Below are 14,026 nucleotides of genomic sequence, written 5' to 3'. Positions count from 1 at the left end.
TCGCGGCTCGCGGCTCGCGGCTCGCGGCTCGCGGCTCGCGGCTCGCGGCTCGCGGCTCGCGGCTCGCGGCTCGCGGCTCGCGGCTCGCGGCTCGCGGCTCGCGGCCATGGTCCGGCTACCTCAATTCGTGGGAGAACGCAATGGATACGGGCCCGGATCCGGGGCCGACCGCCACCTTATCCGTATCCCTTCCGCCCCCGGACCCCACGCCCCCGGCCCGCTCCCGTACGGCGTCAGTACGCCCCGAACGACCAGAAGACGCCCACCTCGTCGTCGTTCACCACGACCACGCCCAGGTCCTCGAAGAGGTCGAGGCCGTTGAGGTACTCCGGGGTCAGGAAGGTGTGGGACCGCGTGCCCCGCAGGCCCGCCGCGAGGAAGTCCGGGGCCGGGTCGGCGGCGGCGGCCGTCGCGTTGGTCCAGTGGCGCGCCGCGGGCCCGTACCGGTCGAGCAGGGTACGGGCGTCCGCCAGCAGGGCGTCCCGGTCCGGGCGGGAGCGGACGGGGGCGGACTCCCCCTGCCACTCCTCGGCCATGACGGCGAGCGCGCCGACCGCCGCCTCCGCCTCCAGGGGATGGAGGCGCTCCCGGATCTCCGCCGGGTCCGGAGGCGCGAAGGGGTACGAGGGCACCGTGTGGCGGGCCGTGTCGAGGCGGTCCCCGTCCAGGCGGAGCCAGCCCCGGGGATCGGGGACCGCCCGGTGCAGCACGGCGTGGACGTCGTGTGCCCAGTCCTCGTGCCGCCGGGGCCCGGTGGCCACGAAGGTGTACGTGTCGTCCAGCAGCCGCAGCGCCGCCGCGTTCCAGGGGCAGCGGTGGCCGCGGAACTCCACGAGCAGACCGCCGACGTGACGGACGAAGGCGTCCGTCGGCTCGCGGGGCACGCGCCGGAGCCGGTCGAGGGCCCAGCGGACGAGCTCGTCGTCCCCTTCACCGGCGGGGCCTTGTGGGAGGAGCGGGAGGTCCTGCCCGTCCCGGAGCGCCTCCAGGTGCGCGTCGAGCAGGTCCAGGGCGGCGCGGTCGGCGGGCGGGAGCATCCCGCCAGCCTAGGCGCCGCCCGGGGCGGCCCGTCCCGGCCGTCAGTCCTCGCGGGGATAGACGGAGGTCACCCGGCCCTTCGCGTCGGCCGCCATGTAGGCCGATCCGTACGCGTCGGACAGGTAGATGCTCATCCCGGCGGCGTTCCCCGTGAGCGTCGAGCCCGGGGTGACGATCAGATAGCGGCTGGTCGGCTCCGGCACCCCCAGCTCCTTCTCGGCGCGCTTCATCAGGGTCGGCAGGGCGTCCCAGGCGAAGGAGTCCAGGTCGACCGGGACCGCGCCCGGGGAGGCGGTGCCGCCGGGGCCCTGCCGGACGGCCACGTCCCCGCCCCGGTACATGTACCGGTCGTAGCGCTTCGTGCTGCCCTTGACCATCGCCTCGGCCATCGCGTACTCCGGGTACACGACGAAGCTGGTGACCTTGGTGTTGCCCGAGGCCGCCTGGACCGCCTCGACGGCGGTCCGGATCCCGGCGGGCGTCAGCAGGTCGAGCTTCCCGGCGGTGGCCTCCTCCGTGGGCTCCTGCGCGGGTGCCGTCGTGGGCGCCGTGGACCCCACCGGCTTCTGGGCGCCCGGTCCCTGCTGCGAGGGGGCGGCGGTCGATTTGTCGTTCGGCTCGTGCGTGCCCCGGTCCCAGTTCACGACGGCGACGGGTATCCCCACCGCCAGGACCGCCGCCACGGCGGCCGCCACGAGGGTCCGGCGCCCGCGCCGCCCGGGAGCGTCCTTCACCGGAGCGGTCGCGGGGGAGCCGCCGGGGAAGCCCGCAGGGCCCGCCGACGGCGGCGCGAGACGGAACGACGTCGTCCCCCCGGAGCCGGAGCCGGAGCCGGAGCCGGAGCCGGAGCCAGAGCCGGGGCCGAAGTCGGAGCCAGGGCCGGGGGCCCCGAACCCGGAGCCGGGAGCCCCGAACCCCGTACCAGGCCCGGACGCCCCGGCGCCGAAGCCCCCGGACCCCGGCGCCCCGAAGCCGACCGCTCCCGAACCCGCTGCTCCGGGCCCCGCCCCCGGCCCCGGCTCCCCGAAGCCCGGCACCCGGTCCCGTACCGCCCCGTCGTCCCCCGCCGTGCCCGCCACGACGGCCGCCAGCGCCCGGTCGACCTCCTCCGCGTCCGGTCGCGCCGCCGGGTCCCGTACCAGCAGCCGGGTCAGTACGCCGGTCAGCGCGCCGGCCCGGACCGGCGGCGGCACGTCGTCGGAGATGACCGCCGCCAGGGTCGCCAGGGTGCTCTCCCGGCGCAGCGGGTGGCGGCCCTCCACCGCCACGTACAGCAGCATGGCAAGGGACCACAGGTCGGCCGCCGGGCCGCTCGTGCCGCCCCGGATCCGCTCGGGCGCCATGTAGTCGGGCGAGCCGATGATCGAGCCGGAGGCGGTCAGGGAGGTGGACTCCTGGATCGCCGCGATGCCGAAGTCGGTGAGGACCGGCCGCCCGTCGGGCCGCAGCAGCACGTTGGCGGGCTTCACGTCGCGGTGCTCGATGCCCAGGCCGTGGGCGGCGCGCAGCGCCGAGAGCAGCTCGCGGCCGATTCCGGCGGCCTCGGCGGGGGTCATCGTGCCCCGGTCGAGCCGGTCCTGGAGGGAACCGCCGGTGACCAGCTCCATCACGAGCCACGGGTAGGTGCCCTCGCCCGCGTCCACGATGTGGTGGATCGTCACCACGTTGGGGTGGACGATCCGGGCCAGCGCGCGGGCCTCCCGCAGCACCCGCGCGCGCAGGGTCCGCGCGCCCTCGGTGTCGTACTCGGCCATCGCGGGGTCCGGCGGGCGCACCTCCTTGAGCGCCACGTCACGGTGGAGGGCCAGGTCCCGGGCACGCCACACCGTTCCCATGCCGCCGCCGCCCAGCCGCTTCACCAGCTCGAAACGGCCGTCGATCACTCTGCTCACGCGCGCACCCCTGTACTCGGGTCGTTCTCTGGTCCTCGGAGCGGCACCGGCCCCCCGGCCGGGCCGCCGCCCGCTTCGCCGTACACGTCGTCCACCCGTCGGCCTCCGGAGGCCCGTACGGGCCCCGGGAAGCGGGGCCGTACGGGTCCGCCCGGGGGCGTCCGTCCAGATCTTCGCCGCTTCCGGCCCGTACTGTCACCTTCCGCCCCCGAGCGGCCGGGATCACCGATCGGCCGCACGTGCGGCGCCCGCCGTCACCGTCTCCTATAGGGTGATTCGATAGGGATTGCTCCCTCCGGGGCCGAGGCGTAGGGCGATGCGTTGGAGACTCACCAGTCGTCGAGCAGGGTTCCGCAGCCGCCCCGGGCGGTCGTGGGGGACGCGGGCGTGCTCCGCGAGCTGCTGCCGATCGCCCTCTGGCGGGAGGACGCCGACGGCCGCGTCCTCGAATGGTCCCTCGCCGCCCAGGACCTCCTCGGCCACCGTCCCGAGGACGTGCTCGGCCGGCTCGCCACCCCGCTCCTCGTCCCCGACGCCAACCGGGAGCTCGCCGACCGGCTCACCCTCCGCGTCCAGGCGGGCGAGACCATCATGGGCACGCTGCCCGTCCGCCACCGCGACGGCCACACGGTCGCCATGGAGATGTGGATCGTGCCGGCGGCCGACCCGGAGGGGCGGACGGGGGCGATGCTCATCGCCGTGGAGACCTCCGAGGTCCTGCGGATGCGCGAGAACCTGGCGGCGATGGAGAGCCTCTTCACCCAGTCGCCCATCGGCCTCGCCCTGCTCGGCCCCGACCTGCGCTTCCTGCGCGTCAACGACGCCCTGGCCCGGATGAACGGCGTTCCGGCCGCCGAGCACGTGGGCCGCCGCCTGACCGAGGTCGTGCCCGGCGTCAACGCCGACTCGCTCGAAGCCCTCATGCGGCAGGTCCTCCACAGCGGCACCGCCGTCGTCGACGCCCGCCGGGTCGGCCGCACCCCCGCCGACCCCGGCCGCGACCGCGTCTGGTCCTGCTCGTACGCCCCGCTCCTCGACCGCGGCGACCGCCGGTCCCTGGGGCTCATCGCCTCGCTCGTCGACATCACCGAGAGCCAGGAGGCGCACGACGAGGTCGAGCGGGCCCGCCGCCGCTTCGCCCTGCTCGCGGAGGCCGGCGCCCGCATCGGCACCACCCTGGACCTCGGGCGAACGGCCGAGGAGGCCGTCCGCTTCCTGGTGCCGCAGCTCGCCGACTCGGCCGACGTGCAGATGCTGGAGTCGGTCCTCGCGCCGGACGAGTCGGCCGCCTCCACCCGCGGCGTGCTGCGGCGGCTCGCCGCCCGGTTCCCCGAACCGGCGGCTCCCACAGCCCAGCTGCTGCCGGGCCAGACCTTCCAGATCCCGCTCGACTCCGCGTACGAGCGGGCCGTCGCGCAGGGGCGGCCCACCGACCTCTACGCGTCCGACCTGCCGGCCCTCTTCGGCGGCCCGCGCGCCGAGCCGCTGCGCACCTACTTCGCCGGCCGCATCGGCTCGGCGCGGGTCGTGCCGCTGGTGGCCCGGGGCACGGTCCTCGGCACGGTCACGGTGACCCGGCTGCGGACCCGCGAGCCCTTCGACGCCCAGGATCGGGTCCTCATCGACGAGGTCGTGGCCCGCGCCGCCCTCAACATCGACAACGCCCGCCTCTACACCACCCAGCGGGAGGCCGCCCTCACCCTCCGGCGCTCCCTCACCAACAACGTGCTCCCCGCCGTCGCCGGTCTCGAACTCACCGGCCGCTACCTGCCCGCGAGCTCCCACGACGTGGGCGGCGACTGGTTCGACGCCATCGCCCTGCCCGGCGGCAGGACCGGACTCGTCATCGGCGACGTCATGGGCCACGGCATCCACGCGGCGGCGGTCATGGGCCAGCTGCGCACCGCCGTGCGGACCCTGGCCCGGCACGACATCCCGCCGGCCCGGATGCTCAGCTCCCTCGACGCCGTCGTGGCCGACCTCGGCGAGGACGAGATGGCGACCTGCGTCTACGCGGTCCACGACCCGGCCGCCGGCCGCTGGACGATCGCCCGCGCGGGCCATCCGCCGCCGGCCGTCGCCACCCCGGACGGGACCGTCCGCTTCCTCGAAGGCCCGCCGGGCACGCCGCTGGGCACGGGGGCGCACGACTTCGGCACGGAGGAGGTCGTCCTGCCCGGGGGCGGACTCCTGGTCCTCTACACGGACGGCCTCGTCGAGGCCCGCGACCGGGACCTCGACGAGGGCATGGGGCAGCTAGCCCGGGCGCTCCGCCCGCTGGACCGGCCCCTGGACGCGCTGTGCGACGAGGTGCTCGTACGGCTCCTCGGGGGCACCGCCCAGGACGACGTGGCGATCCTGGTCGCCCGCGCCGTCGGCTGAGCCCGCCGCTCCCGGGGGTCAGGCCAGGTCGATGTGCACGCTGGTCGACTTCACGCGCGCGGTGGCCCGCATCCCGACCCGGAGGCCCAGCTCCTCCACGGCCTCCCGGGTGAGGAGCGAGACGAGCCGGTGCGGGCCGGCCTGGATCTCGACCTGGGCCGCGACGTCCCCGAGCTTGACCGCGGTCACGATCCCGGGGAACGCGTTGCGCGCCGAGGTGTACGGCTCCTCGCCGTCCCCGGCGGCGCCCTGTCCGACCTCGACGGCGAAGGCGGCGAGGTCGCGGCCGTCGATGAGCCGCCGGCCGTTCTCGTCGCGGTGGGTGGTGACCCGGCCCGCGTCGGCCCAGCGGCGTGCCGTGTCGGGGCTCACGCCCAGCAGACGCGCCGCCTGCCCGATGGTGTAGGACTGCATGTGCGCAGATTAAGCAGCGGGTCGTCGCGTATGCAAGGCTAAATGGCCCATTCCGCCGCATATGCGAGCCTGGGTGGGGATTCGGGGATTTCCCGGGCCTCCGCATCCGCGAGCCTGCGCGGGGATCCAGGGACTTCCCGGGCCTCCGCATCCGCGAGCCCGTGCGGGGATTCAGGGATTTCCCGGACCTCGTCCGACCGCCTCGACCAGCGGCAGCAGCCGGTGGGGCACCCGCTCGCGCAGTGCGATCTCGGTCCGGGTGCGGACCACCCCGGGCAGCTGGATGAGCCGCTGGATGACGTCCTCCAGGTGCCCGGCGTCCCGCGCCACCACCCGGGTCAGCAGATCGCCGCCGCCGGTGATGGAGAAGGCCTCCACGATCTCCGGCACGGCCGCGAGGGCGTCCCCGACCTCGTCCAGATGTCCCTGGGTCACCTCGACGTGCACGAAGGCGAGCACCGGATGGCCGAGGGCGGCGGGGGAGAGGACCGGCCCGGTCGCGGTGATCACCCCGTCCCGCTCCAGCCGGTCGATCCGGGCCTGCACGGTGCCCCGCGCCACGCCCAGGATCCGCGCGTACTCGCGCACGCTCGTCCTCGGCCGCTCGATCAGCAGCCGCAGGATCCGGGTGTCGAGCTCGTCCACCGCCATGCCCCGCCGGCCTCCTTCGGTCCCGCCTGCCCGGGGCCGACTCTACGCTTCCCGGGCCTTCGCGCTCCCCGGTCCTCAGTCCTCCGCGCGGGCCGCGTGCCTGGCCCAGAGGATCAGGGGGAGCTGGAGGGGGACGCGGCCGTAGGCGACGGCCCTGGCCGCCGCGGGGCGGTGGCGCCAGTCGTGCGCCATCTTCACGTTGGCCGGGAGGACGGCCGCGAAGAAGAGGGCGGTCGCGCGGGCGCTGGCCCGGCGCGTGCCCGGCACCGCGAGACCGGCGGCGAGCGCCAGCTCGGCGACCCCGCTGATCCGCGTCCAGGTCCGCGGGCTGCCCGGCAGGGCGCGCGGCACGACCGAGTCGAACGGCCTGGGGACGAGGAAGTGGGCGGTGCCCGCGGCGGCCATCAGGCCGGCGAGAGCGAGGGCGGAGCGTGCGGGCCGGGGCATGGGGATCCTCCGAAACGACGGTACGGAACTGTTACTGACGAGTAAGTAAGGAGTGAGGATAGGCCGGTGCGGGGCGAACCGTCGAGGCCCGGAACCGCCTTTCACCGGAATCCGGGCCACCGCCTCCTTCCGCCGTGACGGCGGCGCTCCGGCGGAAATGGTCCGTTGGCCCACCAGTGGAGCACAGGGAGATCGGTGAATCGGGCCAATGGCCCAGTGCATCCGCGATGAGTTGAGCCAATGGGCTCCGGAGTGTTTTCCTGTGTCGTATCCACGTACTTTCGGCGCCGCGCAGCGCCGGGGCGGCGACGAGGCCGGTCCGGACCGCGGCGCCTTCGTCGTGTCCGCGCGACCCCACCACCCCGGGGCGCCGCGCGGCCGGCGAAAGGCAAGACAAGGGGGCGGCCTTGGCCGTGAAGAAGATGTTCGTGGCCCCGGATCCGGGCCTCGTCCGACTGCGCGTCTCCCTGCGGGCGGTCCTCGGCATCGGCCTCGCGGTCGCGCTGGCCGAACTCGCGGGGTTCTCCCTCACCGCCTCCATCACGGCAGGCCTCGCCGCGCTGCTCGCCCTCTTCACCGTGGGCGACCCGACCGTGCGCCGCCAGGCCGTCACCACCGCCCTGCTGCCGGCCGCCGGCTTCCCCGTCCTCGCCCTGGCGACCCTCCTCCACGACGCCCCCCTCCTGCGCGACGCCACCTGGCTCCTCGTCGTCTTCGCCGGGGTCTACGCCCGCCGCTGGGGCCCGCGCGGACACGCACTCGGCATCTTCGCCTTCATGCAGTTCTTCGTGACGCAGTTCCTGCACGCGCTCCCCGCGCAGCTGCCCGAGCTGTACGCGGCCGTGGCCCTCGCCCTGCTCGCCTCCGGCGCCGTCCGCTTCGGCGCCTGGTGCATCGAGCGGCGCGTCCCGCCGCCCGCCGCGCCCGTCCCGCTGCCGGGCGCCGGCCTCGCCCGCCCCACCACCCGCCAGGCCTTCCAGGCCACCGTCGCCTGCGCCGTCGCCCTCGCCGCCGGCCAGCTGATCTCCCCCGAGCGCTGGTACTGGGCCGTCGGCACCGCCTGGTGGATCTTCGTCAACACCGCCTCGCGCGGCGAGACCCTCGTCCGGGGCTTCCGCCGGGTCCTCGGCACCGTGACCGGCATCGCCGCCGGACTCCTGATCGCCGTCCCGCTGGGCGGCGCGCCCGCCCCGACCGCCCTCCTCGTCGCCGTGTGCGTCTTCGGGATCTTCTACACCGCCCCGCTCTCGTACAGCTGGATGATGTTCTTCGTGACCGTCATGGCCGGACTCCTCTACGGGCTGCTCGGCGTCCTCCACCCCGGGCTCCTCGTCCTGCGCTTCCAGGAGACGGCCGTCGGCGCGATCGGCGCCGCGATCGGCGTCGCCCTGCTGCCCGTGACCACGCACGCCGCCACCAACGCCTGGATCGAGCGGGCCGTGACCTGCGTGCACACCTGCACCACGGCCGCCGCCCGCCGGCTCGCCGGGGACCCGGACGCCGACCCGGCGCCGCACGCCGCCGAACTGGAACTCCTGCTCGGCCGGGTCCGGCTCTCCCTCGCCCCGCTCGTGCACCCGCTGAGCCCGCTGCGCGCCCGCAAGGCCCGCGCCCGCCGGGTCCTCGCCCTCCTGGACGACTGCGCCCGCGAGATCAGGGGCCTCGCCGCCGTCGCCGCCGACCCGGACGCCTCGCACGACGCCCGGCTCGCGGCCGCCGCCTGGCGCGTCGAGGCCGCCGTCCACGCCCTCGTACCCCCGGCGAAACCCGTACGGTCCTCGGTCGCCGAAGCGGCCGGGGTGCCGCGCCACCACCCCGGCGCCGAGGCCGCCCTCGGCCATCTGCACGGCCTGGAGCAGGCGCTCGTCGACCTCGCCGCACCCCTGCGCACCTCCCCGCGCGCACCCCTGGTCCCGGCCGCCTGAACCGGAACGCTTCGACGCGGGGCCGGAACCGATCCCCGGTTCCGGCCCTTTGGTCTAGACCCCTGCTACCGTCGGCCGCGGAACGGCCGGCCGAACGCGACCGGCACCGGGACAGGGGAGACGCCGTGGGCGACACAGGAACGGTTCGGGACCGGGAGCACGAGGGCGCGGTCCGCGCCTACATCGGTTCCTTCACCTCGGCGGGCGGACGCGGGGTCCTCATCGCCGAGGTCGACGCCGGGACGGGCGCGCTGACCGTCACCGGCGCCAGCGACGCCGTCGCCGACCCCTCCTTCCTCGCCCTCGCGGGCCCCCTGCTGTACGCCGTGTCCGAGACCGACGAGGGCGCGGCCGCCGCCTTCGACGTCACCGGACCCGAGCCCCGCCCGCTCGGCGCGCCCGTCCCGGTCGACGGCGCGGGACCCACCCACCTCTCCCTGGCCGCGGGATACCTCCTCACCGCCAACTACACCTCCGGCAGCGTCACCGCCCTGCCCCTGGCCGCGGACGGAGCCGTCCGCCCCGCCTCGGCCGTCCTGCGCCACGAGGGCGACGGGCCCGTCACGGACCGCCAGAGCGGCCCGCACGCCCACCAGGTGCTCCCCGACCCCAGTGGCCGCTGGGCCCTGAGCGTGGACCTCGGGACCGACTCCGTGTGGATCTACGCCCTCGACCCCGCCACCGGAGCGCCCGTCCTCCACGGCGAGACCGCGCTGCGCCCCGGCACGGGCCCGCGCCACCTCGCCTTCCACCCGTCCGGCACCCACGCCTACGTCCTGCACGAGCTGGCGCCCGTCCTCACCGTCTGCCGCTGGGACGCGGAGACCGGCACCCTCGAACCGCTCGGCGAGACCCCCGTCGTCCCCGAGGGCACCCCCGGCCCCAGCTACCCCTCCGAGGTGGTCGTCGCCCCCGACGGCCGCTTCCTCTGGGCCGCGATCCGCGGCGACGACACCCTCGCCGTCCTCGCCCTCGACCCGGACGGCGCGAAGGCCGAGCTGACCGCCACCGTGCCCTGCGGCGGCACCTGGCCCCGCGACCTGACCCTCGCCCCCTCCGGACGGCACCTGTACGCGGCGAACGAGCGCTCCGGCGACGTCACCTGGTTCTCCGTCGACCCCGACACCGGCGTCCCGGCCCGCGCGGGCGCGATCGAGGTCCCGGCGGCCTCCTGCGTCGTCCTCGGCTGAGCGCCGCCCCTCCGGCCGGACGCGCCGAAGGGCCCGCACCGTCCGGTGCGGGCCCTTCCGTGGGAGCGGCGAACGGCGTCGCCGCCCTCAGAGCGCGGGCGCGCCCTGCGGCTGCTGCGGCGGGATGCCCAGCGCGGCCGAGTACTGCGAGAGCACCAGCTTGCCGATCGCCGGGTAGGCGCCCAGCGGCTCGGCGGCGGCGCAGCCGGCCTCCTTCGAGGCCTCGTCGAGCAGCCCCTCGGCCAGCTCGGGACCGATCAGGTACGGCGCGAGGGCCAGCTGCTCCGAGCCGGCGGCGCGCAGCTGCTCGGCGACGGAGGCGATCGAACCCTCCTGGTCGAGCGCGGCGGCGATCACCGGCACGGCGAGGCGCGCGGCCAGCAACATGCCGGTGATCCCGGCGGCCTGCACGGCCTCCTCGCCGCCGACCGTGGCCAGGATGATGCCGTCGGCGGCCGTCGTGACCGTGAAGAGGCGGGCGCGGTCGGCGCGGGCCAGGCCCGCCTCCGACAGGCGCACGTGCAGCGCCTCCGCGAGCAGCGGGTGCGGACCGAGGACGTCGGTCAGCTCGGCGGTGTTGCCGCCGTCCATCACGGCCTGGCGGACCCGGCGCGTCTGGGCGCTGTCCGGACCGGCGAGCAGCGGGACGACCACCGCGGCCGGGCCCGTCGGGGCGGTGACCTCGCGGCCGGCGGCCACGGCCAGCTCGTACCGCTCGGTGCGCAGCGCCTCGACGGCCGTCAGCACGTTCGCCAGGGACGGGAACTCGACGTCGTCGCCCTCCAGGAAGCCGATCGCGGCCTCCAGGCCGGGCAGCTCGGAACGGGCGATGCTCACGACCTCTTCGGCCAGCGAGCGTATGGCGGCGGAGGGCGCGCCGGGCACGGCGAGGACCAGTGCGGGAGCGCCCTCGGGCGCCGCCGCGGGTTCGGGGCGACGGTGCCGCCCGGACTGGCGGGGTCGAGGCATTCGTACAGGCAGGCCGGAAGCGGGCCCATTGGGGGAGCTCATGGCGCCGCATGTTACTGGTTTCGCCCCCGGCGCCGTTCGCTGAGGTGCGGTCACACGTCTTCTGTCCCCCTATGTCCGGTCCCCGGCGCCGCTTCCGCCCGCGTACGCCGTCCCCGGGCCCCGCCCCGGCCCGCCGCACCCGCTCCCACCTGGGCGGATGCCCCGCTACCCGGACCCGGGGCCGAACAGCCGGAGCAGCGACGGGTCCTCCGGCAGCCGGAGCGTCCCGGCGGCGAGCGCCGACGCGAGGGCGACCGCCCCGGCCAGCGGGTCCCCGGCGGCCTCCACCGTCCGGGCGTGCGGGAGCAGCTCCCCGAGCGCGGCCCGCAGGGGTACGAGCAGGGGGTCGCCCATCCGGAACAGCCCCCCGGTCAGCGCCACCACCGCCCCCGCCCCGGCCGGGCACGCGGCCCCGGCCGCCTCCGCGATGTGCGTACCGGCCCGCGCGAGGATGTCCGCCGCCACCGGGTCCTCCGGGGCGCAGCGCCCCACCTCGGGCGCGAAGGAGGCGAGCACCGCGGGCCGGTCCGTACGGGGATAGAGCACGCCCGGAAGGCCCGCCACCGGTCCGAACAGCTTCTCGGCCCGGTCCAGGAGCGCCGCCGAACCGCCGCGCCGCCCGTCGTGCGCGCGCATCGCCGCCTCCAGGCCGGCCCGGCCGATCCAGGCGCCGCTGCCGCAGTCGCCCAGGAGGTGCCCCCAGCCGTCGGCCCGCCGCCAGGCCGCCAGGTCCGTGCCGAGCGCGATCATCCCCGTCCCGCCCGCGACGACGGCGCCCGGCCGCTGCCCGAGCGCCCCCGCGTACGCGGTGACCGCGTCGGCCGCGAGGGCGAGCCGCCGCACCCCCCACGCCTCCGCGAGCGCGCCCGGCAGCCCGGCCCGCAGCTCGTCCCCGAGGGTCGCCATGCCGGCGGCGCCCACGGCGGCGGCGAGCACCGGCCGTCCGCCGAAGGGCCCGGTCAGGTCGCGGACGGCCGGCAGGACCTGCTCCAGGAAGTGGGCGGCGGAGATCCCGCCCGGCCCGGTCCGCACCGGCTCGCGCGAGGCGCGGGTGCCGAGGACCGTGCCGGTCGCGGCGTCGGCCAGGGCGATCCGCAGCCCCGAACCGCCGGAGTCGACACCGACGACGAGGCCGCCGGGGCCGTGGGAGGGGGCGTTCGCCGAAACCAAGGTGCACCGTCCTCGTACGGGGAGGGACCGGGCGGACGTCCGGGCCCGTTGTCACTGTAGGCCGGTAGAGTGACGGACCGTGACAGCGCGACCTTTGAACGAACTGGTGGAGCCCGGCTGGGCGGAGGCCCTGAGTCCCGTCGCGGGACGGGTGGCGGCGATGGGGGACTTCCTGCGCGCCGAGATTGCCGCGGGCCGGACCTACCTCCCTTCCGGGCCGAACGTCCTGCGGGCCTTCCAGCAGCCCTTCGACGACGTGAGGGTCCTGATCGTGGGTCAGGACCCCTATCCCACGCCGGGGATGGCGATCGGGCTGAGCTTCGCGGTCGCGCCCGAGGTGCGCTCCCTGCCCGGCAGCCTGGAGAACATCTTCCGGGAGCTGCACACCGACCTGGGCCTGCCCCGGCCGTCGAACGGCGACCTGACCCCCTGGACCCGCCAGGGCGTCCTGCTGCTCAACCGGGCGCTGACCACCGCCCCGCGCAAGCCCGGCGCCCACCGGGACAAGGGCTGGGAGGAGGTCACCGAGCAGGCGATCCGCGCCCTCGCGGCCCGGGGCAAGCCCCTGGTGTCGATCCTGTGGGGCCGCGACGCCCGCAACACCCGCCCGTTCCTGAACGGCCTTCCGGCGGTCGAGTCCGCGCACCCCTCCCCGATGTCGGCGGACCGGGGCTTCTTCGGCTCCCGGCCCTTCAGCCGCGCCAACGAACTCCTGCTCGGCCTGGGCGCGCAGCCGGTGGACTGGCGCCTGCCCTGACCTCCCGCGCGGGCGGCGGCCCTCAGACCACCGCCGCCCGGACGCACAGCACGTCCGGCAGGTGCTCGGCGAGGAGCCGCCAGGTGTCCCCGTCGTCCTCGCTCGCGTACACCTCGCCGTTCCGGTTGCCGAAGTAGACGCCCGCCGGGTCCGCGTCGTCCGTGCACAGCGCGTCCCGCAGCACCGTGCCGTAGTGGTCGCCGCCGGGCAGCCCGGCCGACAGCGGCTCCCACGTCTCCCCGGCGTCGGTCGTGCGGTAGACCCGGCACCGGCGGCCCGCCGGGACCCGGTCGGAGTCGGCCGTGATGGGGAAGAGGTAGGCGGTGCCGGGCCGGTGGGGGTGCGCGGCGACCGCGAACCCGAAGTCGGACGGGAGGCCCGAGCCGATGTCGGACCAGGCGGCGCCCGCGTCGTCGCTGCGGAAGACGCCCCAGTGGTTCTGGAGGTAGAGCCGGTCCGGATCGCCCGCGTCCTGCGCGATCTTGTGGACGCACTGCCCGAACTCGGGGTGCGGGTCCGGCAGGAACACCGCCGACACGCCCTCGTTGGACGGCTCCCAGGCCGCTCCGCCGTCCCGCGACCGGAACACCCCGGCGGTCGACACCGCGACCGTGAGCGCCTCCGGATCGCGGGGGTCGGTGACCACGGTGTGCACGGCCTCGCCGCCCCCGCCGGGCACCCACCGCGAACGGGTCGGGTGCTCCCACAGCGGCCGGACCAGCTCGAAGGACTCGCCGCCGTCGGCCGACCGGAAGAGCGCGGCCGGCTCCGTCCCCGCGTACACCACGCCGGGGGAGTGCTCCGGCGCCGGGTGCAGCTGCCAGACGCGCTCCAGGGAGGCCCCGGTGTCCTCGGGGAACCGCACGGCCGGCCGGGCCGGCTCCGTCCAGCTCTTGCCGAGGTCGTCGGAGTGGAAGACGGACGGGCCCCAGTGGGCGCTGTCCCCGCCGACGAGCAGGCGCGGGACCGGCCCCCGGGTGTCGACGGCGACCGAGTACACCGCCTGGGCGGGGAAGGCCGGATCGTCGAACTCCCACCGCCCGTCGTGCCTGCGGCCGATGAAGAGGCCCTTGCGGGTTCCCACGGCGAGGAGTACGTCGGTCATGACTGCCACCTCCAGGACGTCTTCGTCACGGATGCGGCCAGTCT

The 14,026-nt window shown here is 76.1% G+C and carries 12 protein-coding genes; 4 read left to right on the top strand and 8 right to left on the bottom strand.

The annotated features are described in order from the left end of the window. Positions 1 to 233 precede the first annotated feature (233 nt). Both ACIQVI_RS21770 and ACIQVI_RS21765 read right to left on the bottom strand, forming a co-directional pair. Positions 234 to 1,037 (bottom strand): hypothetical protein, encoded by an 804-nt coding sequence (locus tag ACIQVI_RS21770; protein WP_403598235.1) that lies wholly within the window; start codon positions 1,035 to 1,037, stop codon positions 234 to 236. A gap of 42 nt (positions 1,038 to 1,079) precedes the next feature. Continuing rightward, positions 1,080 to 2,930 carry a serine/threonine-protein kinase gene (locus ACIQVI_RS21765; RefSeq protein ID WP_403598232.1) on the bottom strand — a complete coding sequence of 617 codons (1,851 nt, stop codon included), beginning with the start codon at positions 2,928 to 2,930 and terminating at the stop codon, positions 1,080 to 1,082. Between the two features lie 321 nt (positions 2,931 to 3,251). On the opposite strand from ACIQVI_RS21765, the gene ACIQVI_RS21760 reads away from it, so the two are divergent. Continuing rightward, positions 3,252 to 5,312 (top strand): SpoIIE family protein phosphatase, encoded by a 2,061-nt coding sequence (locus ACIQVI_RS21760; RefSeq protein ID WP_403598229.1) that lies wholly within the window; start codon positions 3,252 to 3,254, stop codon positions 5,310 to 5,312. 18 nt (positions 5,313 to 5,330) lie between these two features. On the opposite strand, the gene ACIQVI_RS21755 is transcribed toward ACIQVI_RS21760, so the two are convergent. From ACIQVI_RS21755 to ACIQVI_RS21745, 3 genes are all read right to left on the bottom strand, one after another. Continuing rightward, the gene (locus ACIQVI_RS21755) at positions 5,331 to 5,726 is read right to left on the bottom strand and encodes a helix-turn-helix transcriptional regulator (protein ID WP_351974055.1); all 396 of its coding nucleotides are present in this window, start codon (positions 5,724 to 5,726) and stop codon (positions 5,331 to 5,333) included. Between the two features lie 171 nt (positions 5,727 to 5,897). Next, positions 5,898 to 6,377 (bottom strand): Lrp/AsnC family transcriptional regulator, encoded by a 480-nt coding sequence (locus tag ACIQVI_RS21750; RefSeq protein ID WP_351974056.1) that lies wholly within the window; start codon positions 6,375 to 6,377, stop codon positions 5,898 to 5,900. 75 nt (positions 6,378 to 6,452) lie between these two features. After that, positions 6,453 to 6,824, bottom strand: coding sequence for a hypothetical protein (locus tag ACIQVI_RS21745; protein WP_351974057.1), 372 nt, complete (start codon positions 6,822 to 6,824; stop codon positions 6,453 to 6,455). Between the two features lie 422 nt (positions 6,825 to 7,246). Here ACIQVI_RS21745 and ACIQVI_RS21740 point away from each other — a divergent pair, with 422 nt between their 5' ends. Together ACIQVI_RS21740 and ACIQVI_RS21735 are read left to right on the top strand one after the other, a co-directional pair. Next, positions 7,247 to 8,749, top strand: coding sequence for an FUSC family protein (locus ACIQVI_RS21740; protein WP_351974059.1), 1,503 nt, complete (start codon positions 7,247 to 7,249; stop codon positions 8,747 to 8,749). 125 nt (positions 8,750 to 8,874) lie between these two features. Continuing rightward, positions 8,875 to 9,939, top strand: a complete 1,065-nt coding sequence (locus ACIQVI_RS21735; protein ID WP_403598224.1) for a lactonase family protein — start codon at positions 8,875 to 8,877, stop codon at positions 9,937 to 9,939. 87 nt (positions 9,940 to 10,026) lie between these two features. Here ACIQVI_RS21735 and ACIQVI_RS21730 read toward each other — a convergent pair whose 3' ends face one another. Together ACIQVI_RS21730 and ACIQVI_RS21725 are read right to left on the bottom strand one after the other, a co-directional pair. Then, positions 10,027 to 10,950, bottom strand: coding sequence for a sirohydrochlorin chelatase (locus ACIQVI_RS21730; protein WP_403598221.1), 924 nt, complete (start codon positions 10,948 to 10,950; stop codon positions 10,027 to 10,029). Positions 10,951 to 11,115: 165 nt separating this feature from the next. Continuing rightward, positions 11,116 to 12,120 (bottom strand): N-acetylglucosamine kinase, encoded by a 1,005-nt coding sequence (locus tag ACIQVI_RS21725; RefSeq protein WP_403598218.1) that lies wholly within the window; start codon positions 12,118 to 12,120, stop codon positions 11,116 to 11,118. Positions 12,121 to 12,199: 79 nt separating this feature from the next. Between ACIQVI_RS21725 and ACIQVI_RS21720 the strand changes: the two genes are divergently transcribed. Further along, positions 12,200 to 12,877 (top strand): uracil-DNA glycosylase, encoded by a 678-nt coding sequence (locus ACIQVI_RS21720; protein WP_121832056.1) that lies wholly within the window; start codon positions 12,200 to 12,202, stop codon positions 12,875 to 12,877. Between the two features lie 22 nt (positions 12,878 to 12,899). Here the strand turns inward: ACIQVI_RS21720 and ACIQVI_RS21715 are convergent, their stop codons facing one another. After that, on the bottom strand, positions 12,900 to 13,982 hold the full coding sequence (locus tag ACIQVI_RS21715) for a WD40/YVTN/BNR-like repeat-containing protein (protein ID WP_403598214.1): 1,083 nt from the start codon (positions 13,980 to 13,982) through the stop codon (positions 12,900 to 12,902). Positions 13,983 to 14,026 lie beyond the last annotated feature (44 nt).

This window comes from Streptomyces sp. NPDC098101, assembly GCF_044760185.1.
Lineage (GTDB): Bacteria > Actinomycetota > Actinomycetes > Streptomycetales > Streptomycetaceae > Streptomyces.
The sequence above is the reverse complement of the archived record's forward strand: the minus strand, read 5'-3'. Positions and strand labels throughout refer to the sequence as shown.

Excerpts from the sequence above, each read along its gene's own strand:
- ACIQVI_RS21730 (WP_403598221.1), bottom strand. The coding sequence starts at position 10,950 with ATGAGCTCCCCCAATGGGCCCGCTTCCGGCCTGCCTGTACGAATGCCT.
- ACIQVI_RS21755 (WP_351974055.1), bottom strand. The coding sequence starts at position 5,726 with ATGCAGTCCTACACCATCGGGCAGGCGGCGCGTCTGCTGGGCGTGAGC.
- ACIQVI_RS21770 (WP_403598235.1), bottom strand. The coding sequence starts at position 1,037 with ATGCTCCCGCCCGCCGACCGCGCCGCCCTGGACCTGCTCGACGCGCAC.
- ACIQVI_RS21750 (WP_351974056.1), bottom strand. The coding sequence starts at position 6,377 with ATGGCGGTGGACGAGCTCGACACCCGGATCCTGCGGCTGCTGATCGAG.
- ACIQVI_RS21740 (WP_351974059.1), top strand. The coding sequence starts at position 7,247 with ATGTTCGTGGCCCCGGATCCGGGCCTCGTCCGACTGCGCGTCTCCCTG.
- ACIQVI_RS21745 (WP_351974057.1), bottom strand. The coding sequence starts at position 6,824 with ATGCCCCGGCCCGCACGCTCCGCCCTCGCTCTCGCCGGCCTGATGGCC.
- ACIQVI_RS21715 (WP_403598214.1), bottom strand. The coding sequence starts at position 13,982 with ATGACCGACGTACTCCTCGCCGTGGGAACCCGCAAGGGCCTCTTCATC.